The sequence below is a fragment of the Phenylobacterium immobile (ATCC 35973) genome, assembly GCF_001375595.1.
Lineage (GTDB): Bacteria > Pseudomonadota > Alphaproteobacteria > Caulobacterales > Caulobacteraceae > Phenylobacterium > Phenylobacterium immobile.
In genome coordinates this window covers 1,569,070-1,585,000 of the sequence record NZ_CVJQ01000001.1, presented here as the reverse complement: position 1 = coordinate 1,585,000, position 15,931 = coordinate 1,569,070, and the positions used below count along the sequence as shown (strand labels likewise).

General features: G+C 65.9%; 13 protein-coding genes. 8 read left to right on the top strand and 5 right to left on the bottom strand.

From position 1 onward, the window contains the following. Window positions 1-10 precede the first annotated feature (10 nt). Entirely contained in the window at window positions 11-643 is a 633-nt protein-coding gene (locus BN1313_RS07670) for a TetR/AcrR family transcriptional regulator (protein WP_091738610.1), read from the top strand. On the opposite strand, the gene BN1313_RS07665 is transcribed toward BN1313_RS07670, so the two are convergent. The 3 genes from BN1313_RS07665 to BN1313_RS07655 form a co-directional block, all read right to left on the bottom strand. Further along, window positions 640-2,052 (bottom strand): MFS transporter, encoded by a 1,413-nt coding sequence (locus tag BN1313_RS07665; protein WP_091738607.1) that lies wholly within the window; start codon window positions 2,050-2,052, stop codon window positions 640-642. The genes BN1313_RS07670 and BN1313_RS07665 overlap by 4 nt on opposite strands. A 119-nt stretch (window positions 2,053-2,171) precedes the next feature. Continuing rightward, complete coding sequence (locus BN1313_RS07660; RefSeq protein ID WP_091738604.1) at window positions 2,172-3,113, bottom strand: 2-hydroxyacid dehydrogenase; 942 nt, start codon at window positions 3,111-3,113, stop codon at window positions 2,172-2,174. Window positions 3,114-3,209: 96 nt separating this feature from the next. After that, window positions 3,210-3,587, bottom strand: coding sequence for an ElaB/YgaM/YqjD family protein (locus BN1313_RS07655; RefSeq protein ID WP_176695939.1), 378 nt, complete (start codon window positions 3,585-3,587; stop codon window positions 3,210-3,212). Between the two features lie 153 nt (window positions 3,588-3,740). Here BN1313_RS07655 and BN1313_RS07650 point away from each other — a divergent pair, with 153 nt between their 5' ends. Next, a complete protein-coding gene (locus BN1313_RS07650; RefSeq protein WP_091738599.1) occupies window positions 3,741-5,684 on the top strand; it encodes a TonB-dependent receptor domain-containing protein in 1,944 nt (647 codons plus the stop codon). 88 nt (window positions 5,685-5,772) lie between these two features. Then, window positions 5,773-7,719, top strand: a complete 1,947-nt coding sequence (locus BN1313_RS07645; protein WP_091738596.1) for a TonB-dependent receptor — start codon at window positions 5,773-5,775, stop codon at window positions 7,717-7,719. A 110-nt stretch (window positions 7,720-7,829) separates the two neighbouring features. Here the strand turns inward: BN1313_RS07645 and BN1313_RS07640 are convergent, their stop codons facing one another. Then, window positions 7,830-9,014 carry a Yip1 family protein gene (locus BN1313_RS07640; RefSeq protein ID WP_091738591.1) on the bottom strand — a complete coding sequence of 395 codons (1,185 nt, stop codon included), beginning with the start codon at window positions 9,012-9,014 and terminating at the stop codon, window positions 7,830-7,832. Window positions 9,015-9,124: 110 nt separating this feature from the next. Between BN1313_RS07640 and radA the strand changes: the two genes are divergently transcribed. From radA to BN1313_RS07615, 5 genes are read left to right on the top strand one after another with little or no spacing between them, the layout of a single operon-like run. Then, the gene (gene radA / locus BN1313_RS07635; protein WP_091738587.1) at window positions 9,125-10,504 is read left to right on the top strand and encodes a DNA repair protein RadA; all 1,380 of its coding nucleotides are present in this window, start codon (window positions 9,125-9,127) and stop codon (window positions 10,502-10,504) included. A 6-nt stretch (window positions 10,505-10,510) separates the two neighbouring features. After that, window positions 10,511-11,128 (top strand): CvpA family protein, encoded by a 618-nt coding sequence (locus BN1313_RS07630; RefSeq protein ID WP_091738584.1) that lies wholly within the window; start codon window positions 10,511-10,513, stop codon window positions 11,126-11,128. Continuing rightward, on the top strand, window positions 11,125-12,639 hold the full coding sequence (gene purF / locus BN1313_RS07625) for an amidophosphoribosyltransferase (protein WP_091738582.1): 1,515 nt from the start codon (window positions 11,125-11,127) through the stop codon (window positions 12,637-12,639). The genes BN1313_RS07630 and purF overlap by 4 nt, the downstream gene beginning before the upstream one ends. After that, on the top strand, window positions 12,636-13,634 hold the full coding sequence (locus tag BN1313_RS07620) for a bile acid:sodium symporter family protein (protein WP_245620133.1): 999 nt from the start codon (window positions 12,636-12,638) through the stop codon (window positions 13,632-13,634). The genes purF and BN1313_RS07620 overlap by 4 nt, the downstream gene beginning before the upstream one ends. Window positions 13,635-13,657: 23 nt before the next feature. Next, entirely contained in the window at window positions 13,658-14,365 is a 708-nt protein-coding gene (locus BN1313_RS07615) for an SDR family NAD(P)-dependent oxidoreductase (RefSeq protein WP_091738580.1), read from the top strand. Here the strand turns inward: BN1313_RS07615 and der are convergent. Continuing rightward, window positions 14,362-15,924, bottom strand: a complete 1,563-nt coding sequence (gene der / locus BN1313_RS07610) for a ribosome biogenesis GTPase Der (RefSeq protein WP_091738577.1) — start codon at window positions 15,922-15,924, stop codon at window positions 14,362-14,364. The two genes, BN1313_RS07615 and der, sit on opposite strands and share 4 nt — an antisense overlap. Window positions 15,925-15,931 lie beyond the last annotated feature (7 nt).

Sequence of the window (15,931 nt, the reverse complement as noted above, 5' to 3'; positions counted from 1 at the left end):
AGTATACTTTTTGGTCAACACCATCCTCGCCCCTAAACGCGACGCAAACCCACAGAAGCGTGGCGCGGCGCTGCGCACCGCGTTGCTCGTCGCGGCGCGCGAGGTTTTCCTCGAAGATGGCTTCGCGCTCGCCTCCATGGACGCTGTCGCCCTCCGCGCAGGCACGACCAAGCGCACGCTCTACGCCCACTGCCGATGCAAGGAAGACCTCTTCGCCGAGGTCATCGGCGCCTCCTGTGACGCCATCGTCGATCGCTTGCCCGCCCTTGCCGAACTGGATTCTGACCCCGATGTTGGCTTGCGGGCCTTCCTGGCTGAAGCTTCGGCGATCTTCGAGGCTGAAGGCTGTGCGCCCCTAAAGAGGATCATCTTGGCGGAAGCTCAGCGCCACCCTCAGTTTGTCCGCCGGCTCTCCGACGCCTACGCCCAGGTCGAGGGTCGGTTGGCGACCTATCTCGCCGACGCCGTTGACGATGGGCGGTTAGCGCCGCACGACACCCGCCAAGCGTCGCGCGCGCTCTGCGATGCGACCGTCCTGGCCGGCAGCTTTCGGGGCCTGCTGGGTCAGGAGCGCTCTTCGGCAGCGGATATCGAGAACGCTGCGGCCAGCTTCCTGCGCGACACTCTGATCGCTCAACCTTAACGTCCGCGAAGTTCGTCGCCGGCCGTCTTCGGCATCCGCACGTACCACAACGTCCCCAATGCCGCGACCAGAGCGACCACGGCGAATGCGACCTGGAAGTCGCTTTGAACAAGCGCGCCCGCCGGGCGACCGCCCGCCAGCGCCACGGCCTGCAGAAGCATGGCGGCCATCGCGACGGTGAGCGCGCGCACCGCCTGCATGGATACCGCGCCCAAGGTCGACGCGGCGCTCATCTGCGGTTGCGGCACGTCGGCATATTGCAGCGTGGTGAGCCCGGTCATCTGTAGAGAGCGCGCCGCCCCGGAAAGGAAGACCAGCGTCGCCATCAGCCAGATCGGCGTCGCGGGCCCGAAGGCGGCGAAGGTGGCGATTCCGGCGGCGAACAACAGGATGCTGACGATCATGACCTTGCGGAAGCCGAACACCTGAAGGGTCCGTGTGGTGATGATCTTCACCACGAGGTCTCCCGCTGAGTGACACAGCACCAAAAGACCTGAGGCCAATGGACTGAGGCCAAGGCCAATCTGGAACATCAGCGGCATCATGAAGCCAACTGCGCCCACGGCGACGCGCATCAAATTGCCGCCCGTCAGAGTCGTCATCCGGAACATCGGATTCTGCATCGGGGACAATGAGACGAGCGGATGCTCCGCACGCCTTGCGTGCCGGATCGCCAGCCAAATCAGAGGCACGGAGACCAGGGTCGCCAAAGCGCCCACGGCTGGACGGCCCGCTTCGCCTGCGAGAGCCTGCATGCCCCAGATCAAGGCGACCAGCCCCGCGCCGTTCAGGGCAAACCCTGTGACGTCGAAGGGACGACGCTCGCCCTCCGTCCGTGGGATGAACATGATGACCGCCGCCACGCCGGCAAGACCGATCGGCACGTTGAGGAAGAACGCCGCCCGCCAACTGACGTATTCGGTGAGGAACCCCCCGACCGGCGGCCCGATCGCCGGCCCCATCAGCATCGGCACGGTCATCCAGTTGATGGCCCTCACCAACTGGCTCTTCGGCGTGTTTCGGAAGACGATCAGGCGGCCCACCGACGTCATCAGCGCGCCACCGGCCCCTTGCAACAGACGCCACAGGGCGAAGTCCGTCAGGCCCTGGGCGAAACCGCATCCGATAGAGGCCAGCGTGAAGACACAGATCGCGCCGGCGAAGACATTACGCGCGCCAAAACGGTCAGCCACCCAGCCGCTGGTCGGAGTCAGCACGGCGACAGCCAGCATATAAGCGGTGACGCCCACGCTCATCGCGACGGCGCTCGTCCCGAACGTCGACGCCATCTTCGGCAAGGCGGTGACGATGATGGTGGCGTCGAGCCCCTCCATGAAAGCCGCCGTGGCGACGATCAACACCACCAGCAGCGCATGGCCGCTCGGTCGCGTCTCGGAGTCGAGGCTCATTTAGGAGAGTCGCAAGCGGCTGAGCATGTTCGACGACATCGCGATCCCTGGTCCCGAAAGACGTTGATTCATGCGCTTAGGATCAGAGCCTTACGATGTAAATGGCGTACCCGGTTATCTTAGCGGATTGGCGAAGCCAGCGGCTTGCCCGCGAAGAAACAGCGCAGGTTTTCCGCGAGGAGGTCGCCGACCGCCTGCATGCCCTCCGGTGTCGCGCCGGCGCTATGCGGCATGGCCTCGAGATTCGGCACGCCGACCCACCGTTCCGCAGGCGACGGCTCTTCCTCGAAAACATCGAGCCCGGCGGCCCACAGGCGACCCTCGCGCAGGGCCGCGATGAGCGCGAGTTCATCGACAAGGCTGCCGCGCGCGACGTTGACGATGACGCCTTGCGGACCCAGGGCGTCGATGACCTCGCGATTGATCATCTTCTCCGTTTCCGGGGTGGCCAGCGCCGTAAGGATCAGGGCGTCACAGCTTTCAGCCAACGCCAGCAGACTTTCCGCGCGGGGATAGGCGAGATCGGGCTTCGGGTTCGGCCCCAGCCAGGAGACCTGTATATCGAAGGCGTCAATACGCTTGGCGATCGCTCGGCCAATTCGGCCCATGCCAACGATGCCAACGCGCTTGCCGCGCAGCGATCGGCTCGAAAGGCCCGGCAGCGACCAGCCGCCGCGTCGGGCGATCTGCCCGCCTTCGGTGAACCGGCGATATGCCGCGATCAGCAGCCCGACCGCCTGGTCGGCGACGTCAAAGGCGTTGGCCCCAGCGCCGTTGGACGCCAGCACGCTGTTCGCCTGACACCAGTCCAAGTCCAGGCCCTCGAAGCCTGTGCTTGCGCAGGCGATCAGGCCGAGATCGGGAAATTGGCTGAGGATCTCAGCTGGAGGCGTCTTGCCACTGACGGTGACCATCGCCCGCGCGCCTGCGCCTGGGCCGGCGATAAACGCCTCGAATGACGGTGACGTCCAGGGACGCGCCAGTTCATAGTCCGCTTCAAGCAAGCCAGAAAAGCGATCGAGGATAACGTCGGCGATGACGACGACAGGCTTGTTGGACATGGCCGACCTCAAACAGGGAATGGCGCCCGCTTAAGATCGGCCCAGCTGGGTGTAAACAACAAAGCTGACCCCCGGCGAAACCGCCGAGGTGAAAGCTCAGACCCGCGGCTTGATGTAGATCACCTTGGGGCTGCGCGCGGCCAGCAGCATGCCGATCACGACGCCCACGCCGAGGACCGCGCCAATGGCCGCATACGGGCGCTCGCGCACGAACGGATCCACGGTTTCGGCGACCTGCTTGGCCTTCTTGGCGGCGACGTCATAGGCCTCGACCGTGCGCTCGGTCGCCTGGCTGACACGATCTGACAATTGGCTGGCGGCCTTGTCCGCGGTCTTCTGCACCTTGGCGCCGATCTCGCGGACCTTGCGCGCCGCCTGGTCAGCCGCTTCCTTCGGCGCAGAGCCGGTCACGTTGGTCGTGTTCGTCGGTTCGCCGATCGGCGCGCCCGGAACCGGCTCCAGAACATCTGTCATCACTCTCGTCCTTGGTTGAGAAATCCCTGACATCAGAAAGCGACGGAACGCCTCTGGTTCCGCTTGGCCACGCGCAGGTGCGCTCGTGCGTCGATATGCTACGCTTCAGTCGAACGACGAGCGTCGCCAAGGCGCCATCGGGGGGAACATCACATGGGGCTGCGGGCTGCTTCCGCGATTGTCATCGCCTGTACGGCGATCGCCGCACCAGCGGCCGCGCAACGCGCCGACGAGAACGCCGCGCGCGCGGCCGGCGATGCTTTCGGCACGAATATTGGTAACGAAAAGGTCGGTCTCTACACCCAGATGGACGTCCGCGGCTTCTCGCCCACCGCGGCTGGAAACCTGCGTCTGGAAGGGCTATATTTCGATCTCCGCCCCGCACCGCCGCCCAGGCTCGTCGCCGGCTCGCAGGTCCGGGTAGGCTTGGCCGCGCAGAGCTATCCCTTCCCCGCCCCAACCGGAATTGTCGACTTCTCCCTGCGACCGACGGATCGCGCGTACGCCGCTTCCCTGATCCAGGCCGGCCCCCATACCGCCTATGCGCTGGAGTACGAGATCGGCCGGCCGATCAAGCCCGGACGACTCGGCGTCGCCTGGGCCATCGGCCTGCGCCGCGACGAGGAGCTCGCTCATGACGACATGACCTATCTGGGCATGGGCTTGAACGCGACCTGGCGGCCGACCGCCCGCATAGAGCTGAAGCCTTACCTCGGAACCTACACGCGCTTCGACAAGCTGGGCGTTGGCCAAGTGTTTCCTGGCGCCGCCGTTCTGCCGCCCGTGCCGGAAGGCCGAAGCTTCCAACCAGATTGGACCCGCCAAGGGTTCGCAGGTTACAACGCGGGCCTGATCACCAATATGCGCCTGACAGACAGCTGGAGTCTGAAGGCTGGCGCGCAGCGGTTCCTGATCCCTGACCGCGGTCCGATCTCGGACTCCCTGCTGAACGTCGACGCGAACGGCGTCGCCGCCGTCCGGCGATACGCCAATCAACCGCCGAACCATACAAATACCTGGTCAGGCGAGGCTCGGCTGACGGGCCAGCATCGCCTCGTAGGCCTGGACCATCTGGTCCACATCGCCTTCCGCGGACGCGACGTCGACCGCACCTTTGGCGGTGCGGCGCAGGTCAACTTCACCAATGTGCCGATCGGCATGGACAACGCCCCGGTCGTCGCGCCCTCCTGGACCTATGCCGTACAGAGCCAGGAACTGATCGGCCAATACACCGTCGCGGCCAGCTACCTTGTCGGTCGGCCTGGCCTGGGCAACGTCGGCGTCGGCCTGCAGCGCGTGGACTATCGACGCACGCTCACGACACCAGGCAGGGCGGACATCGTCAGCATCGACAAGCCGATGTTCTGGAACGGCACGGCGCTTGTCACGCCGCTCAGCAACCTTGCTTTCTACGGCGGCTATACGGAGGGTTTGGAAGAGGCGCCGTTCGCACCGGAGGCCGCGGTCAACGCCCAGGAGGCCCCGCCCGCCATCCACACCAAACAGGTGGAGGCTGGTGTCCGTTATGCTTTCACCCCCGCCCTGCGGCTTGTGGCGGGCTACTTCGATATCGAAAAGCCTTACATCAATCTCGACTCTGGCCGCCTTTGGCGTGTGCTCGGCGTCGAACGGCATCAGGGATTCGAGCTGTCCCTCACCGGTCAGGTTCTGCCGGGCCTGAACGTGGTCGGCGGCTATGTGCACATGAACCCTGTCGTCAGCGGGGAGGCGGTCGGCGCAGGCCTGATCGGGGCCGAACCCGTCGGACAGCCGCGCGACACAGGCAAGGTCAACTTCGACTTTCGGCGTACGCCGACGACGCCCCTCTCCTTCGAAGGGGCTATCACCTACTTCGGCGCGCGCGCGGCCTCCGCGCGTGTCTTCGCCCAACTCGGTGGCCGCCAGCCTCGTGCGCCGGGCTACGTCGTGTTCGACCTTGGCATGCGCTACCGCTTCACCTTGGCGGGCCATCGCTCCACCCTTCGCCTCCAGGCGCTGAACATACTCGAGGCCCAGAAATGGGTCGTACCGACCGCCGGTGGCATGAGCGTCTCGCCGCCAAGACGAGTCTTCGTCAGCTTGGCCACGGATTACTGAATATGTTCATCGAACGTGCGTTCGGCGAACTCTATGCTAGGCTGCGCCGAACATAGACGCCGAAGCGCGCGTTTGGGGGAACACCAGTATGAGTAAGCGGATCGCCTCCGCGGTATTCGGCGCGTGCGTCGTGCTTATCGCCGGCCAGGCGCGCGCCCAGCGCGCTGAGGAAAATGCGGCGCGCGCCGCCGGTGACGCCTTCGGGACCAACATCGGCAACGAACGCGTCGGGCTCTACACGCAGACCGATGTGCGCGGCTTCAGCCCCGCTACGGCCGGCAACCTGCGCCTGGAAGGCATGGCCTTTGACTTCCGCCTCCCGCCGCCGCCACGTCTCGCCGCAGGCTCACAGGTGCGCGTGGGCCTCGCCGCTCAGGCCTACCCCTTCCCAGCGCCGACAGGCGTCGTCGACTACTTCCTTCGCCCTACTGATCGCGACTACGCCAGTTCCCTGATCCAAGTGGGCCCGCACGACGCCTACATCATCGAATTCGAACAGGGTCTCTACCTTGCCCCGGGCAGGTTCGGGATGAATTGGGCCATGAGCCTGAAGCGCGACGATGAACTCGTCGGCGATCACATAGACAACTGGGGCGTGGCGGCGAACGCGCGCTGGCGGCCGACCGACCGGGTCGAGGTCAAGCCCTACTACGCCTTCTATCAGCGACTGAACAAACCTGGCGTCACCCAGGTCTTCGTCGGCGGCTCCCAATTGCCCGAGGTTATGGGAGCCAGGAACTTCCTGCCCGATTGGACGCGCCAAAACTTCCAGGGCTTTCAGACGGGCGTCATCACCACGACCACGTTGACCAAGGCCTGGACGCTGCGCGCGGGTTTCCAAGTGTTCCACATTCCAGACGAAGGACCGATGTCGGACTCCTTCCTGAACACCAACGCAGAAGGCGTGGCTCAGCAGAGGCGCATCGCCGACCAGCCCGACAACCACTCCAACAGCAACTCCGGTGAAGCCCGGCTCACCGGTCAGTTTCGAAACTTCGGCCTCGACCAGATCGTTCACCTCGACTTCCGCGCCCGCGACGTCGACCGCAGCTTCGGCGGCGCGGCCCAGGTCAACTTCACCAATGTGCCGATCGGACGCTACAACGCGCCGGTCGCGGAGCCGAATTGGACCTACGCGCGCCAGCCGCATGAGTTCATCCAACAGTCTTCCTTCGCCGGCAGTTATCTGGTCGGCAGGGCGGGCCTCGGCAATATCGGCGTGGGCGTCCAGAAGGTCGATTACACGAAGACCATCTCCACCCCTGGCAGGACCGATATCGTCGCCGTCGACAAGCCGCTGTTCTGGAGTGGCACGGCCCTCTTCACGCCGCGCTCGAACATCGCGATCTACGCCGCCTACGTCGAAGGCCTAGAGGAGGCGCCCATAGCGCCTGAAGCCGCGATCAACGCCCAGGAAGCCGCGCCGGCCATCCACACCAACCAGAAGGAGCTGGGCGTGCGCTATGCCATCACGCCTCAGCTGCGCCTGGTCGCGGGTTGGTTCGATATTCGCAAGCCCTACATCAATCTCGACTCGGGCCGCCTATGGCGCGAACTCGGCGTAGAGCGACACCATGGCTACGAATTCTCTCTAACGGGCCAAGTGCTGACAGGGATGAACATCGTCGCAGGCTTTGTGCACATGAAGCCCGTCGTCACGGGTGAAGCTGTCGCCGCCGGCCTCATTGGCCCCGAGCCTGTCGGCCAGGCTCGCGATTCCGGGCGCATGAACATCGACTTCCGGCGCACGCCCGCCAGCAAGGCTTCCTTCGAAGGCAGCCTCACCTATTTCGGCTCACGCGCGGCCTCCGCCCGTGTCTTTGCCGTGCTGGACGGCAAGCAGCCGCAGGCGCCGGCTTACGTCACTCTGGACCTGGGCGCCCGCTACCGGTTCGCGATTCTCGGCCGACGATCGACGCTTCGGCTCCAGGCGCTGAACGTCCTCAATGCGCGCAACTGGGTCGTGGCCACGTCCGGCGGCATGACCGTTAATCCTGAGCGACGCTTCGCGCTCAGCCTCGCGACGGACTACTAGCCTTTGGTTTCGTCGACCTAGGCCGCGACCGCCATCGCAGCGCTTTTGTGCAGTCCACCGATCTCTGCAACATCTTCGCGCTAACCCTCACCGACCCTGTCTGAGGCGGGCTACTCGTCCTTCGCCATGCGCTCCAGTCGGGTGAAATCCACCGCCCGAGCCGCGGTCTTGACGTCCTCGATCGAGGCTCGATCGCCTTCGGCTTTCACCATGAAGCGCTTGGCCACCAATACACTGTACTCCCCATGGCGCGCCGCGCGGTCGTAGGACTCCTCGGTGAAGCGGCCATCCACCTTGCCAACCTTTTGGTAGGCGTCGTCGGTCTCTTGGCTCGACTTGAGATTAAGGGCGTCGGCAAGGCCTGCGATCTTGCCGGCTTCGCCAAGGTCAGCGACGGACAGTTCGATTCTCGCTTCGCCCTTGCGATAGACCCCCTCGGCGCTCGACCCCGACACGCCGCCCATGCCGCCCGACCCCGTGGAGACCTCCGCGCGCCGGTAGCCGGCGACGGTGTCGGGTAAAAGCGCCTTCAACAGGTCCGGATCGCTCGCCCCGCCGCGGCCTTCACGTATGGCGTCCGCGGCGTCCGAGAGATCGCGTGTGGTCGCCTCGAGATCGTCGAGGTCGAGGGTCGCCTGGCCGGGAAGGACGATCTCATGGTCCGCCGCATCCGAGAGAATCGGCGGCGCGGCGAGCATGCGCAGAGGCGCGCTGGCCAGTCCAATGACCAGCGCGATCGCCACGCTGATCCCCAGGATCGTCAGGAAATACGCCACGCGCTTCGGGGCCGGGATCTTCATCAACTTCGGCAGTCCGAGATAGAAGGCGTAGAGGCTGTACAAGGCGCCTGCGAGGCCCACGAGGGCGCCGAGCCCAGGCAGCAGGCCGAAAACGCCGGCGATCCAGGCGGCGGTCGGCGCGTAGGCGGAAAGCTTCAGAGCCTGGATAAAATTCTTCTGGCCTTCGAAGCGGGGCGCCAAGCCGTCAACAATCAGCGCCAGCACATAGACCCAGCCCAGCGACAGGCCGAAAGTGATCAGGGCCTCCCCGATCGCCCAGGTGATCGATGGTCGATAGGACAACACGCCGAAGAGCATCTGTCCGCCCAACAGGGCGCCAACGAGACCGCAGACCGGCGGGATCGCCGCCAGCGGCGCGACGTAACCCCTGTAGAGCCCGCCGACGGTCGCAGGCTCCGGTTCGACTTCATTCCAGGTCTGCCCAGGCTTGAGCAGCATGCCCTTGATTCGGGCGATCGCGCCGGTATGCCCCGCGCCGGGTTCAACGATGGTCATGGACGAACCTCCAGCCTCGTTTGAGCCTGAGGCCAAGGCCCGCCACGCGCAAGTCGCCCTGCCGGGTTAGAGTCGGAAGTTCGCGAATCACCCTTCGACAGGAGTCTCCCTTGGCCCGCGATGGCGCCGTCTACGCCTGCCAGGTCTGCGGCGCCGTCCAGTCCAAGTGGGCTGGGCAGTGCCCAGCCTGCAATGCGTGGAACTCCCTGGTCGAGGAAGCGCACTCTGCGCCGCCGGGCGCGATGGCGCCGGTGAAGGCCGGCCGGCCGCCGCGTGGCGGCGGCCTGGCTTTTGAAACCCTGGAACAGATCACCCCCGCCGCTCCCCGGATCGCCACCGGCGTGGCAGAATTCGACCGTGTCTGCGGCGGAGGGGTCGTGCCGGGATCTGCAATCCTACTGGGCGGCGACCCTGGCGTCGGCAAGTCCACCCTACTGTTGCAGGTGGTGGCCAGCGCCGCCCTGCGCGGCGCATCCTGCGCCTATATTTCCGGCGAGGAGGCGATCGAACAGGTGCGGGGCCGCGCACATCGCATGGGCCTGGCGCTGGCGCCGGTGAAGCTCGCAGCCGAGACATCGCTGCGCGCCATTGTCGACGGGCTTAAGCGCGACGCCTTCGACCTGGTGGTGATCGATTCCATCCAGACCATGTGGAGCGACGCCCATGAGGCGGGCCCAGGCTCTGTCACCCAGGTCCGCGCCGCCGCCGGCGAACTGGTGCGCCTGGCCAAACGGCGCGGCGTGGCCGTGATCCTGGTGGGCCACGTAACCAAGGACGGCGCCATCGCTGGCCCTCGCGTCGTCGAGCACATGGTCGACGCGGTCCTCTCCTTTGAAGGCGAGCGTGGCTATCCATTCCGGATCCTGCGCGGGGCCAAGAACCGCTTTGGGGCCACCGACGAGATTGGCGTCTTTGAGATGGGCGACTCCGGCTTGCGCGAAGTGTCCAACCCGTCAGCGCTATTTCTCGACACCTCGGGCGAACGCGCCGCCGGCGCGGCTGTGTTCGCCGGGATCGAGGGCTCGCGGCCGGTGCTCGTCGAGTTCCAGGCCCTTGTCGCCCCATCCGCTTATGGCACGCCGCGGCGCGCCGTAGTGGGCTGGGACTCGGGCCGGTTGGCGATGGTGCTGGCGGTGCTTGAGGCGCGCTGCGGACTGAACTTCGGCGATCGCGACGTCTATCTGAACGTGGCTGGCGGACTGCGCATCACGGAACCCGCGGCGGATCTCGCCGCCGCGGCCGCCCTCGCCTCCTCGGCCCTCGACCAAGCTCTGCCTCAAGACTGCGTGGTCTTCGGCGAAATCAGCCTCTCCGGGGATGTGCGCGCCGTCAGTCGAATGGAAGGCCGCCTGAAGGAGGCCGCAAAACTGGGCTTTCGCCGTGCGCTCGCCCCTCTGGGCGCGGAATCTGCTGGCCTGGCCACGGCGGGCGTTCAGCGTCTGGGCGACGCCGTGCGCCGTATCGCCGATGGCGCTTGGCCGGAGGCGTAGAGCAAGATGGGCGAATTCAGTCAGTTCGACCTCTTGGTCTTCCTGCTGTTGCTCGTCTCGGCGGCGGTCGGCTTCGTGCGCGGCGCGGTGCGCGAAATCACCGCTCTCCTCGCCCTGATCGGCGCTGTCGCCTTCGCCATCATCGGCTTGCCGTGGGCCGCCAACCTCGCCCGCAAGGTCATCGACACGTCCTGGCTGGCGATCGCCTGCGGCGTAATTGCACTCTTCGCCGTGGCCTATGTGGCGCTCCGACTGGTGGGCGCCCATATCGCTCGGCGCGTGCAGCGCCTGACAGCGCTGAGCGTGCTCGATCGTTCGCTGGGCCTGGCCTTTGGTCTAGGTCGCGGTCTCGTCGTCCTGGGAATCCTCAACCTGATGTTCAACGCCGCGACGCCGGATGACCTCAAGCCGCGCTGGATCACCAACGCGGCCACTTGGCCGCTCGCGCAGAACATGGGCCGACTTCTAGGCTCCATGGCGCCCACCGGACTTGATGCAGCCGGGAGACTGCGGCCGGCTTTCGATCGCGCGGTTGGCGACGCCTCAGGTGACAGAACGACGACAGAAGGGTACGACGCGCGCCAACGCGAAGGTCTTGACGATCTGGTGGAGAAATACCGATGAGCCTGCCTCAGGAGCGATGGTCCTATCCCCAGCAACAAGGCGAGGTCCACCCGTGGCGCGACCCGGATGATGACTCCCCCCGCCTGGAGTGCGGCGTCTTCGGCGTCTTCGGCGTATCAGAGGCCTCAGCTGTCACAGCGCTGGGCCTGCACGCTCTGCAGCATCGCGGCCAGGAGGCCTGCGGCATCGCCACCTTCGACGGCCACCGGTTCCACACCGAACGCCACATGGGCTACGTCGGCGACAGCTTCGCAGGCTCGGACCTCATGGATCGCCTGCCCGGCGCCCAGGCCATCGGCCACACCCGCTATTCCACCGCCGGCGGCTCGTTTATCCGCAACGTCCAGCCGATGTTCGCCGATCTTGACTCTGGCGGCCTGGCGATCGCCCACAACGGCAACCTCACCAACTTCCTGGCGCTACGCCAGCAGCTCGTCGCCGAAGGCGCGATCTTCCAGTCGACCTCGGACTCCGAAGTCATCCTGCACCTGGTCGCGCGGTCTCGCCGTGGCAAGCTGGTCGAGCGGTTTATCGATGCGCTGAGCCAGATCGAGGGCGGCTACGCCCTGGTGGCCCTGACCAACAAGAAGCTGATCGGCGTTCGTGATCCCCTCGGCATCCGCCCTCTCGTCCTCGGCGAAATCGACGGCCATTTCGTCCTGGCTTCCGAGACCTGCGCCCTCGACATGATCGGCGCGCGCTTCGTCCGGGACATCGAGCACGGCGAGATGGTCGTCATCGACGACGACGACATCCAGAGCCTGCGACCTTTCCCCGCCAAGCGGGCTCGGCCGTGCATCTTCGAATATGTCTACTTCGCCCGGCCGGACTCCGTCGTGAACGGCCGCTCGATCTACGACGTGCGAAAGCGCCTTGGGCGGCGACTGGCGCAGGAGAACACAGCCGAGTTCGACGTCGTGGTTCCTGTGCCTGACTCGGGCGTGCCGGCTGCGTTGGGATTCGCTCAGGAGGCGAACAAGCCCTTCGAGATGGGCATCATCCGCAACCACTATGTCGGCCGCACCTTCATTCAGCCCACTCAAGGCGCCCGCGACACCGGCGTACGGATGAAGCTGTCACCGAACCGCTCCGTGCTGGCCGGCAAACGCGTCATGCTGATCGACGACTCCATCGTACGCGGCACCAATTCGCTGCGCGTCGCGCGCATGGTGCGCGAGGCCGGCGCCGCCGAGGTGCACCTGCGTTCGGCCTCGCCGCCGATCAAATGGCCGGACTTTTACGGCATCGACATGCCGGATCGCGAGCATCTGCTCGCCGCCAACCATTCGGTTGAAGAGATCGCCAAGATGCTGGAGGTCGACTCCATGGGCTATCTGTCCGTGGACGGCCTCTACTGGGCCATGGAGTCCGAGCCGCGCGACCCAGCCAACCCGCAATTCACCGATCACTATTTCACGGGTGATTACCCGACCCGCCTCCTCGATCGCGAGATCGCCGAGGGCCGTAACACCCAGGACGACCGCCAGCTCTCGTTGCTGGTCGACGCGTGATCCTGCCGACGATGGTCCGGCGCATTAAGCCGGACCTCTATCTGCTGACCATCTTTTCTATGGTGGTCCTGGCCTCGTTCCTCCCTGTCAGCGGTGCGCCGGCGCATTGGCTCAGCCTGCTCACCAAGGTTCTGGTCGGCGGCACCTTCTTCCTTCATGGCGCGCGCCTGCCGCGTGAGGCGGTGGTGGCGGGCTTCCGCCATTGGCGGCTGCATGTGCTGGTTCTGGCGGCGACCTATGTGTTGTTTCCGGTGATCACCGTCGGTCTGGCGGCCCTGCCCCCTATGCTGTCACCACCGGCGCTGGCGAGCGGCCTGATCTTCCTAGGATGCCTCCCGTCGACCGTTCAGTCCTCGATAACCTTCACGGTGATCGCCCGCGGGAACGTCGCCGCCGCTGTGGCGGCGGCCTCGGCGTCGAACATCATTGGCGTTTTCCTGACACCGGTGCTGGTCGGGCTGCTGTTGCACGCACAGGGTAGCGTGTCGCCCGGCGCCATCCAGTCCATCATCCTGCAGCTGCTGGCGCCGTTCATCGCTGGCCAGCTCCTGAGGCCGCTGATCGGCGGCTGGGTCGAGCGCCACAAGAGGGTCACCACGCTGTTTGACCGCAGCGGCATCCTGCTCATCGTCTACGTCGCCTTCTCCGGCGCGGTGACCGCCGGGATCTGGGCGATGCTGGGCGTCGCCGACCTATTGCGGCTGTTGCTGCTCTGCGCGGTCTTGCTGGCGATCGTGCTGTTCACGACACGGCTGGTGGCGCAGCGCCTCGGCTTTTCCACCGAGGATGAGGCCGCGATCATGTTCTGTGGCTCGAAGAAGAGCCTCGCGGCGGGCGTGCCAATGGCGGCCATCCTGTTCCCACCGGCGGCCGCTGGTCTCATCCTCCTGCCGATCATGGTCTTCCACCAGATTCAGCTTATGGCCTGCGCGGTGATCGCTTCGGCCTACGCTCGCCGGGAGATCGACCTTACGCCCGCGCCCACCGCCGCCTGAACCTAGCGAACCAGAAAGCCGCCATGTCTAAACCGCTCGCCGATCGCATAGCCCTTGTCACCGGCGCCAGCCGCGGCATCGGCCGCGCCGCCGCCCTGGCCTTGGCCGAAGCAGGCGCTCACGTCGTCTGCGTCGCCCGGACCACCGGCGCGTTGGAAGAGCTCGATGACGAGATCCGGCTGATCACGGGCGAGTCCGCCACCCTCGTGCCCATGGACATCGCCGAGGGCGACAATCTCGACCAGCTGGGCTTCGCCCTTCACCAGCGCTTCGGGCGGCTCGACGTCATTGTCCATGCCGCCGGCATCCTGGGGCCGATCACACCCGTGGCGCACATCGAGCCTATCCACTGGGACCGGCTGCTCGCCGTAAACCTGACCGCCGCCTATCGCCTGATCCGTACGACCGAGCCCCTGTTGCGCGCGGCGCCCGCGGGACGCGCCATCTTCCTCACCAGCCACCGCGCCGCTGAACCGCGGGCCTTCTGGGGTCTCTACGGGGTCACCAAGGCCGGGCTCGAGAATCTGGTCCGGACATGGGCTGACGAACTGGAACAAACCACGGTCCGCGCCGTCCTGCTGGACCCAGGGGCGATGCGCACCAAGCTGCGGGCTGAGGCCATGCCCGGCGAAGACGCCAGTGCTTTGCCGGACCCATCCGAACTCGGCCCCCTGATCGTTGAACTGGCTCAGGCCAATCTTGGCCTGCCGACGAAGACCATCGTCTTCTAGGAACGGCGCTTCGGCCGCGGCGTGCCGGCGGCTGTCCGCGAGGCGCGCTTGGGCTTCACGCCCGGCCGGGCCAGCTTCTGGGTCCGGCCCTTTGGCGTCGCGCCGCTCAGCTTGGACTTCGGCTTAAGGAACATCTTCGGCTTGGCCTTGGTCTTGGGCGCCGGCTCGCCTTCAGCCCTCGCGGCCTTCGGCTTGGCGCGTGCGGTGGGCGCGGAGCCGTCCTCGCCCTCGGCGAAGGGGTTCTTGTTCGACTTCACCGTCACGCGGATCGGCACGCCCGGCAGGTCGAAACTCTCGCGGATCGAATTGACCAGATAGCGACGGTAGCTTTCCGGCAACTGGTCGGCGCGACTGGCGAACAGCACAAAGGTGGGCGGCCGCGCCTTGGTCTGGGCCATGTACTTCGGCTTGACCCGACGACCGCCCACGGAGGGCGGCGGATGGCGTTCGGTCGCCATCTTCAGCCAGTTGTTGAGATCCTTGGTCTTCACCTTGGTCGACCAGTCGCCATAGGTCTTGAAGACCGCCGGCATCAGGCGATCCAGGCCTTTGCCGGTCTCAGCTGACAGGGCGATGATCGGCGCGCCCTTCACCTGCGGCAGCAACCGATGGGCTTCCTCGATGAACTCGGCCAGCTTGGCCTGGGGGTCTTCCACCAGATCCCATTTCGCCAGGACGAACACCAGGCCCCGGCCCTCGCGCTCGACCAGGTCGGCGATCTGCATATCCTGGATTTCGAAGGGGTGGGTCGCATCCATCACCAGGATGACAATCTCGGCGAAGGTGATCGCCCGGATGGTGTCGCCGGTCGACAGCTTCTCGAGCTTTTCCTGGACCTTGGCGCGACGGCGCAGGCCGGCGGTGTCGACGAGGCGGACATTGCGATCGTCCCACGTCCAGTCGACGGGGATGGCGTCACGGGTGATGCCAGCCTCAGGACCCGTCAGCAGGCGGTCCTCGCCGATCAGCCGGTTGACCAGGGTGGATTTGCCCGCGTTCGGTCGGCCGACGATGGCGATCATCACCGGCTTATCGGCAGGATCTTCCTCAGCCTCGGTATCTTGATCCCACACGGACAACAGCGCCGCATAGAGGTCGGCCATGCCCTCCCCATGCTCCGCGGAGATCGGCACTGGCTCCCCAAGCCCCAGTGACCAGGCGTCGTTGATTCCGTCGTCGCCTTGCTTGCCCTCGGCCTTATTGGCCGCCAGCACCATCGGCATGTCACGTCGGCGCAGAAGTTCAGCGAAGACGCGATCCATGGGCGTCACGCCGTCGCGGGCGTCGATGATGAACAACGCGACATCGGCCTCATCGATGGCGGCCTCGGTCTGGGCGCGCATCCGCGCTTCCAGACTCTCGTCGGTGACATCCTCGAACCCAGCCGTATCGATCAACTCAAGGTCAAGGTCGCCGAGGCGGCCCGTCGCGAAGCGGCGGTCGCGCGTGACGCCGGGTTGGTCATCGACAATGGCGAGCTTCTTGCCGGCAAGCCGGTTGAACAACGTCGATTTACCGACATTGGGGCGGCCTACGATCGCCAGTTTGAGGGCCGCCACTTCGATG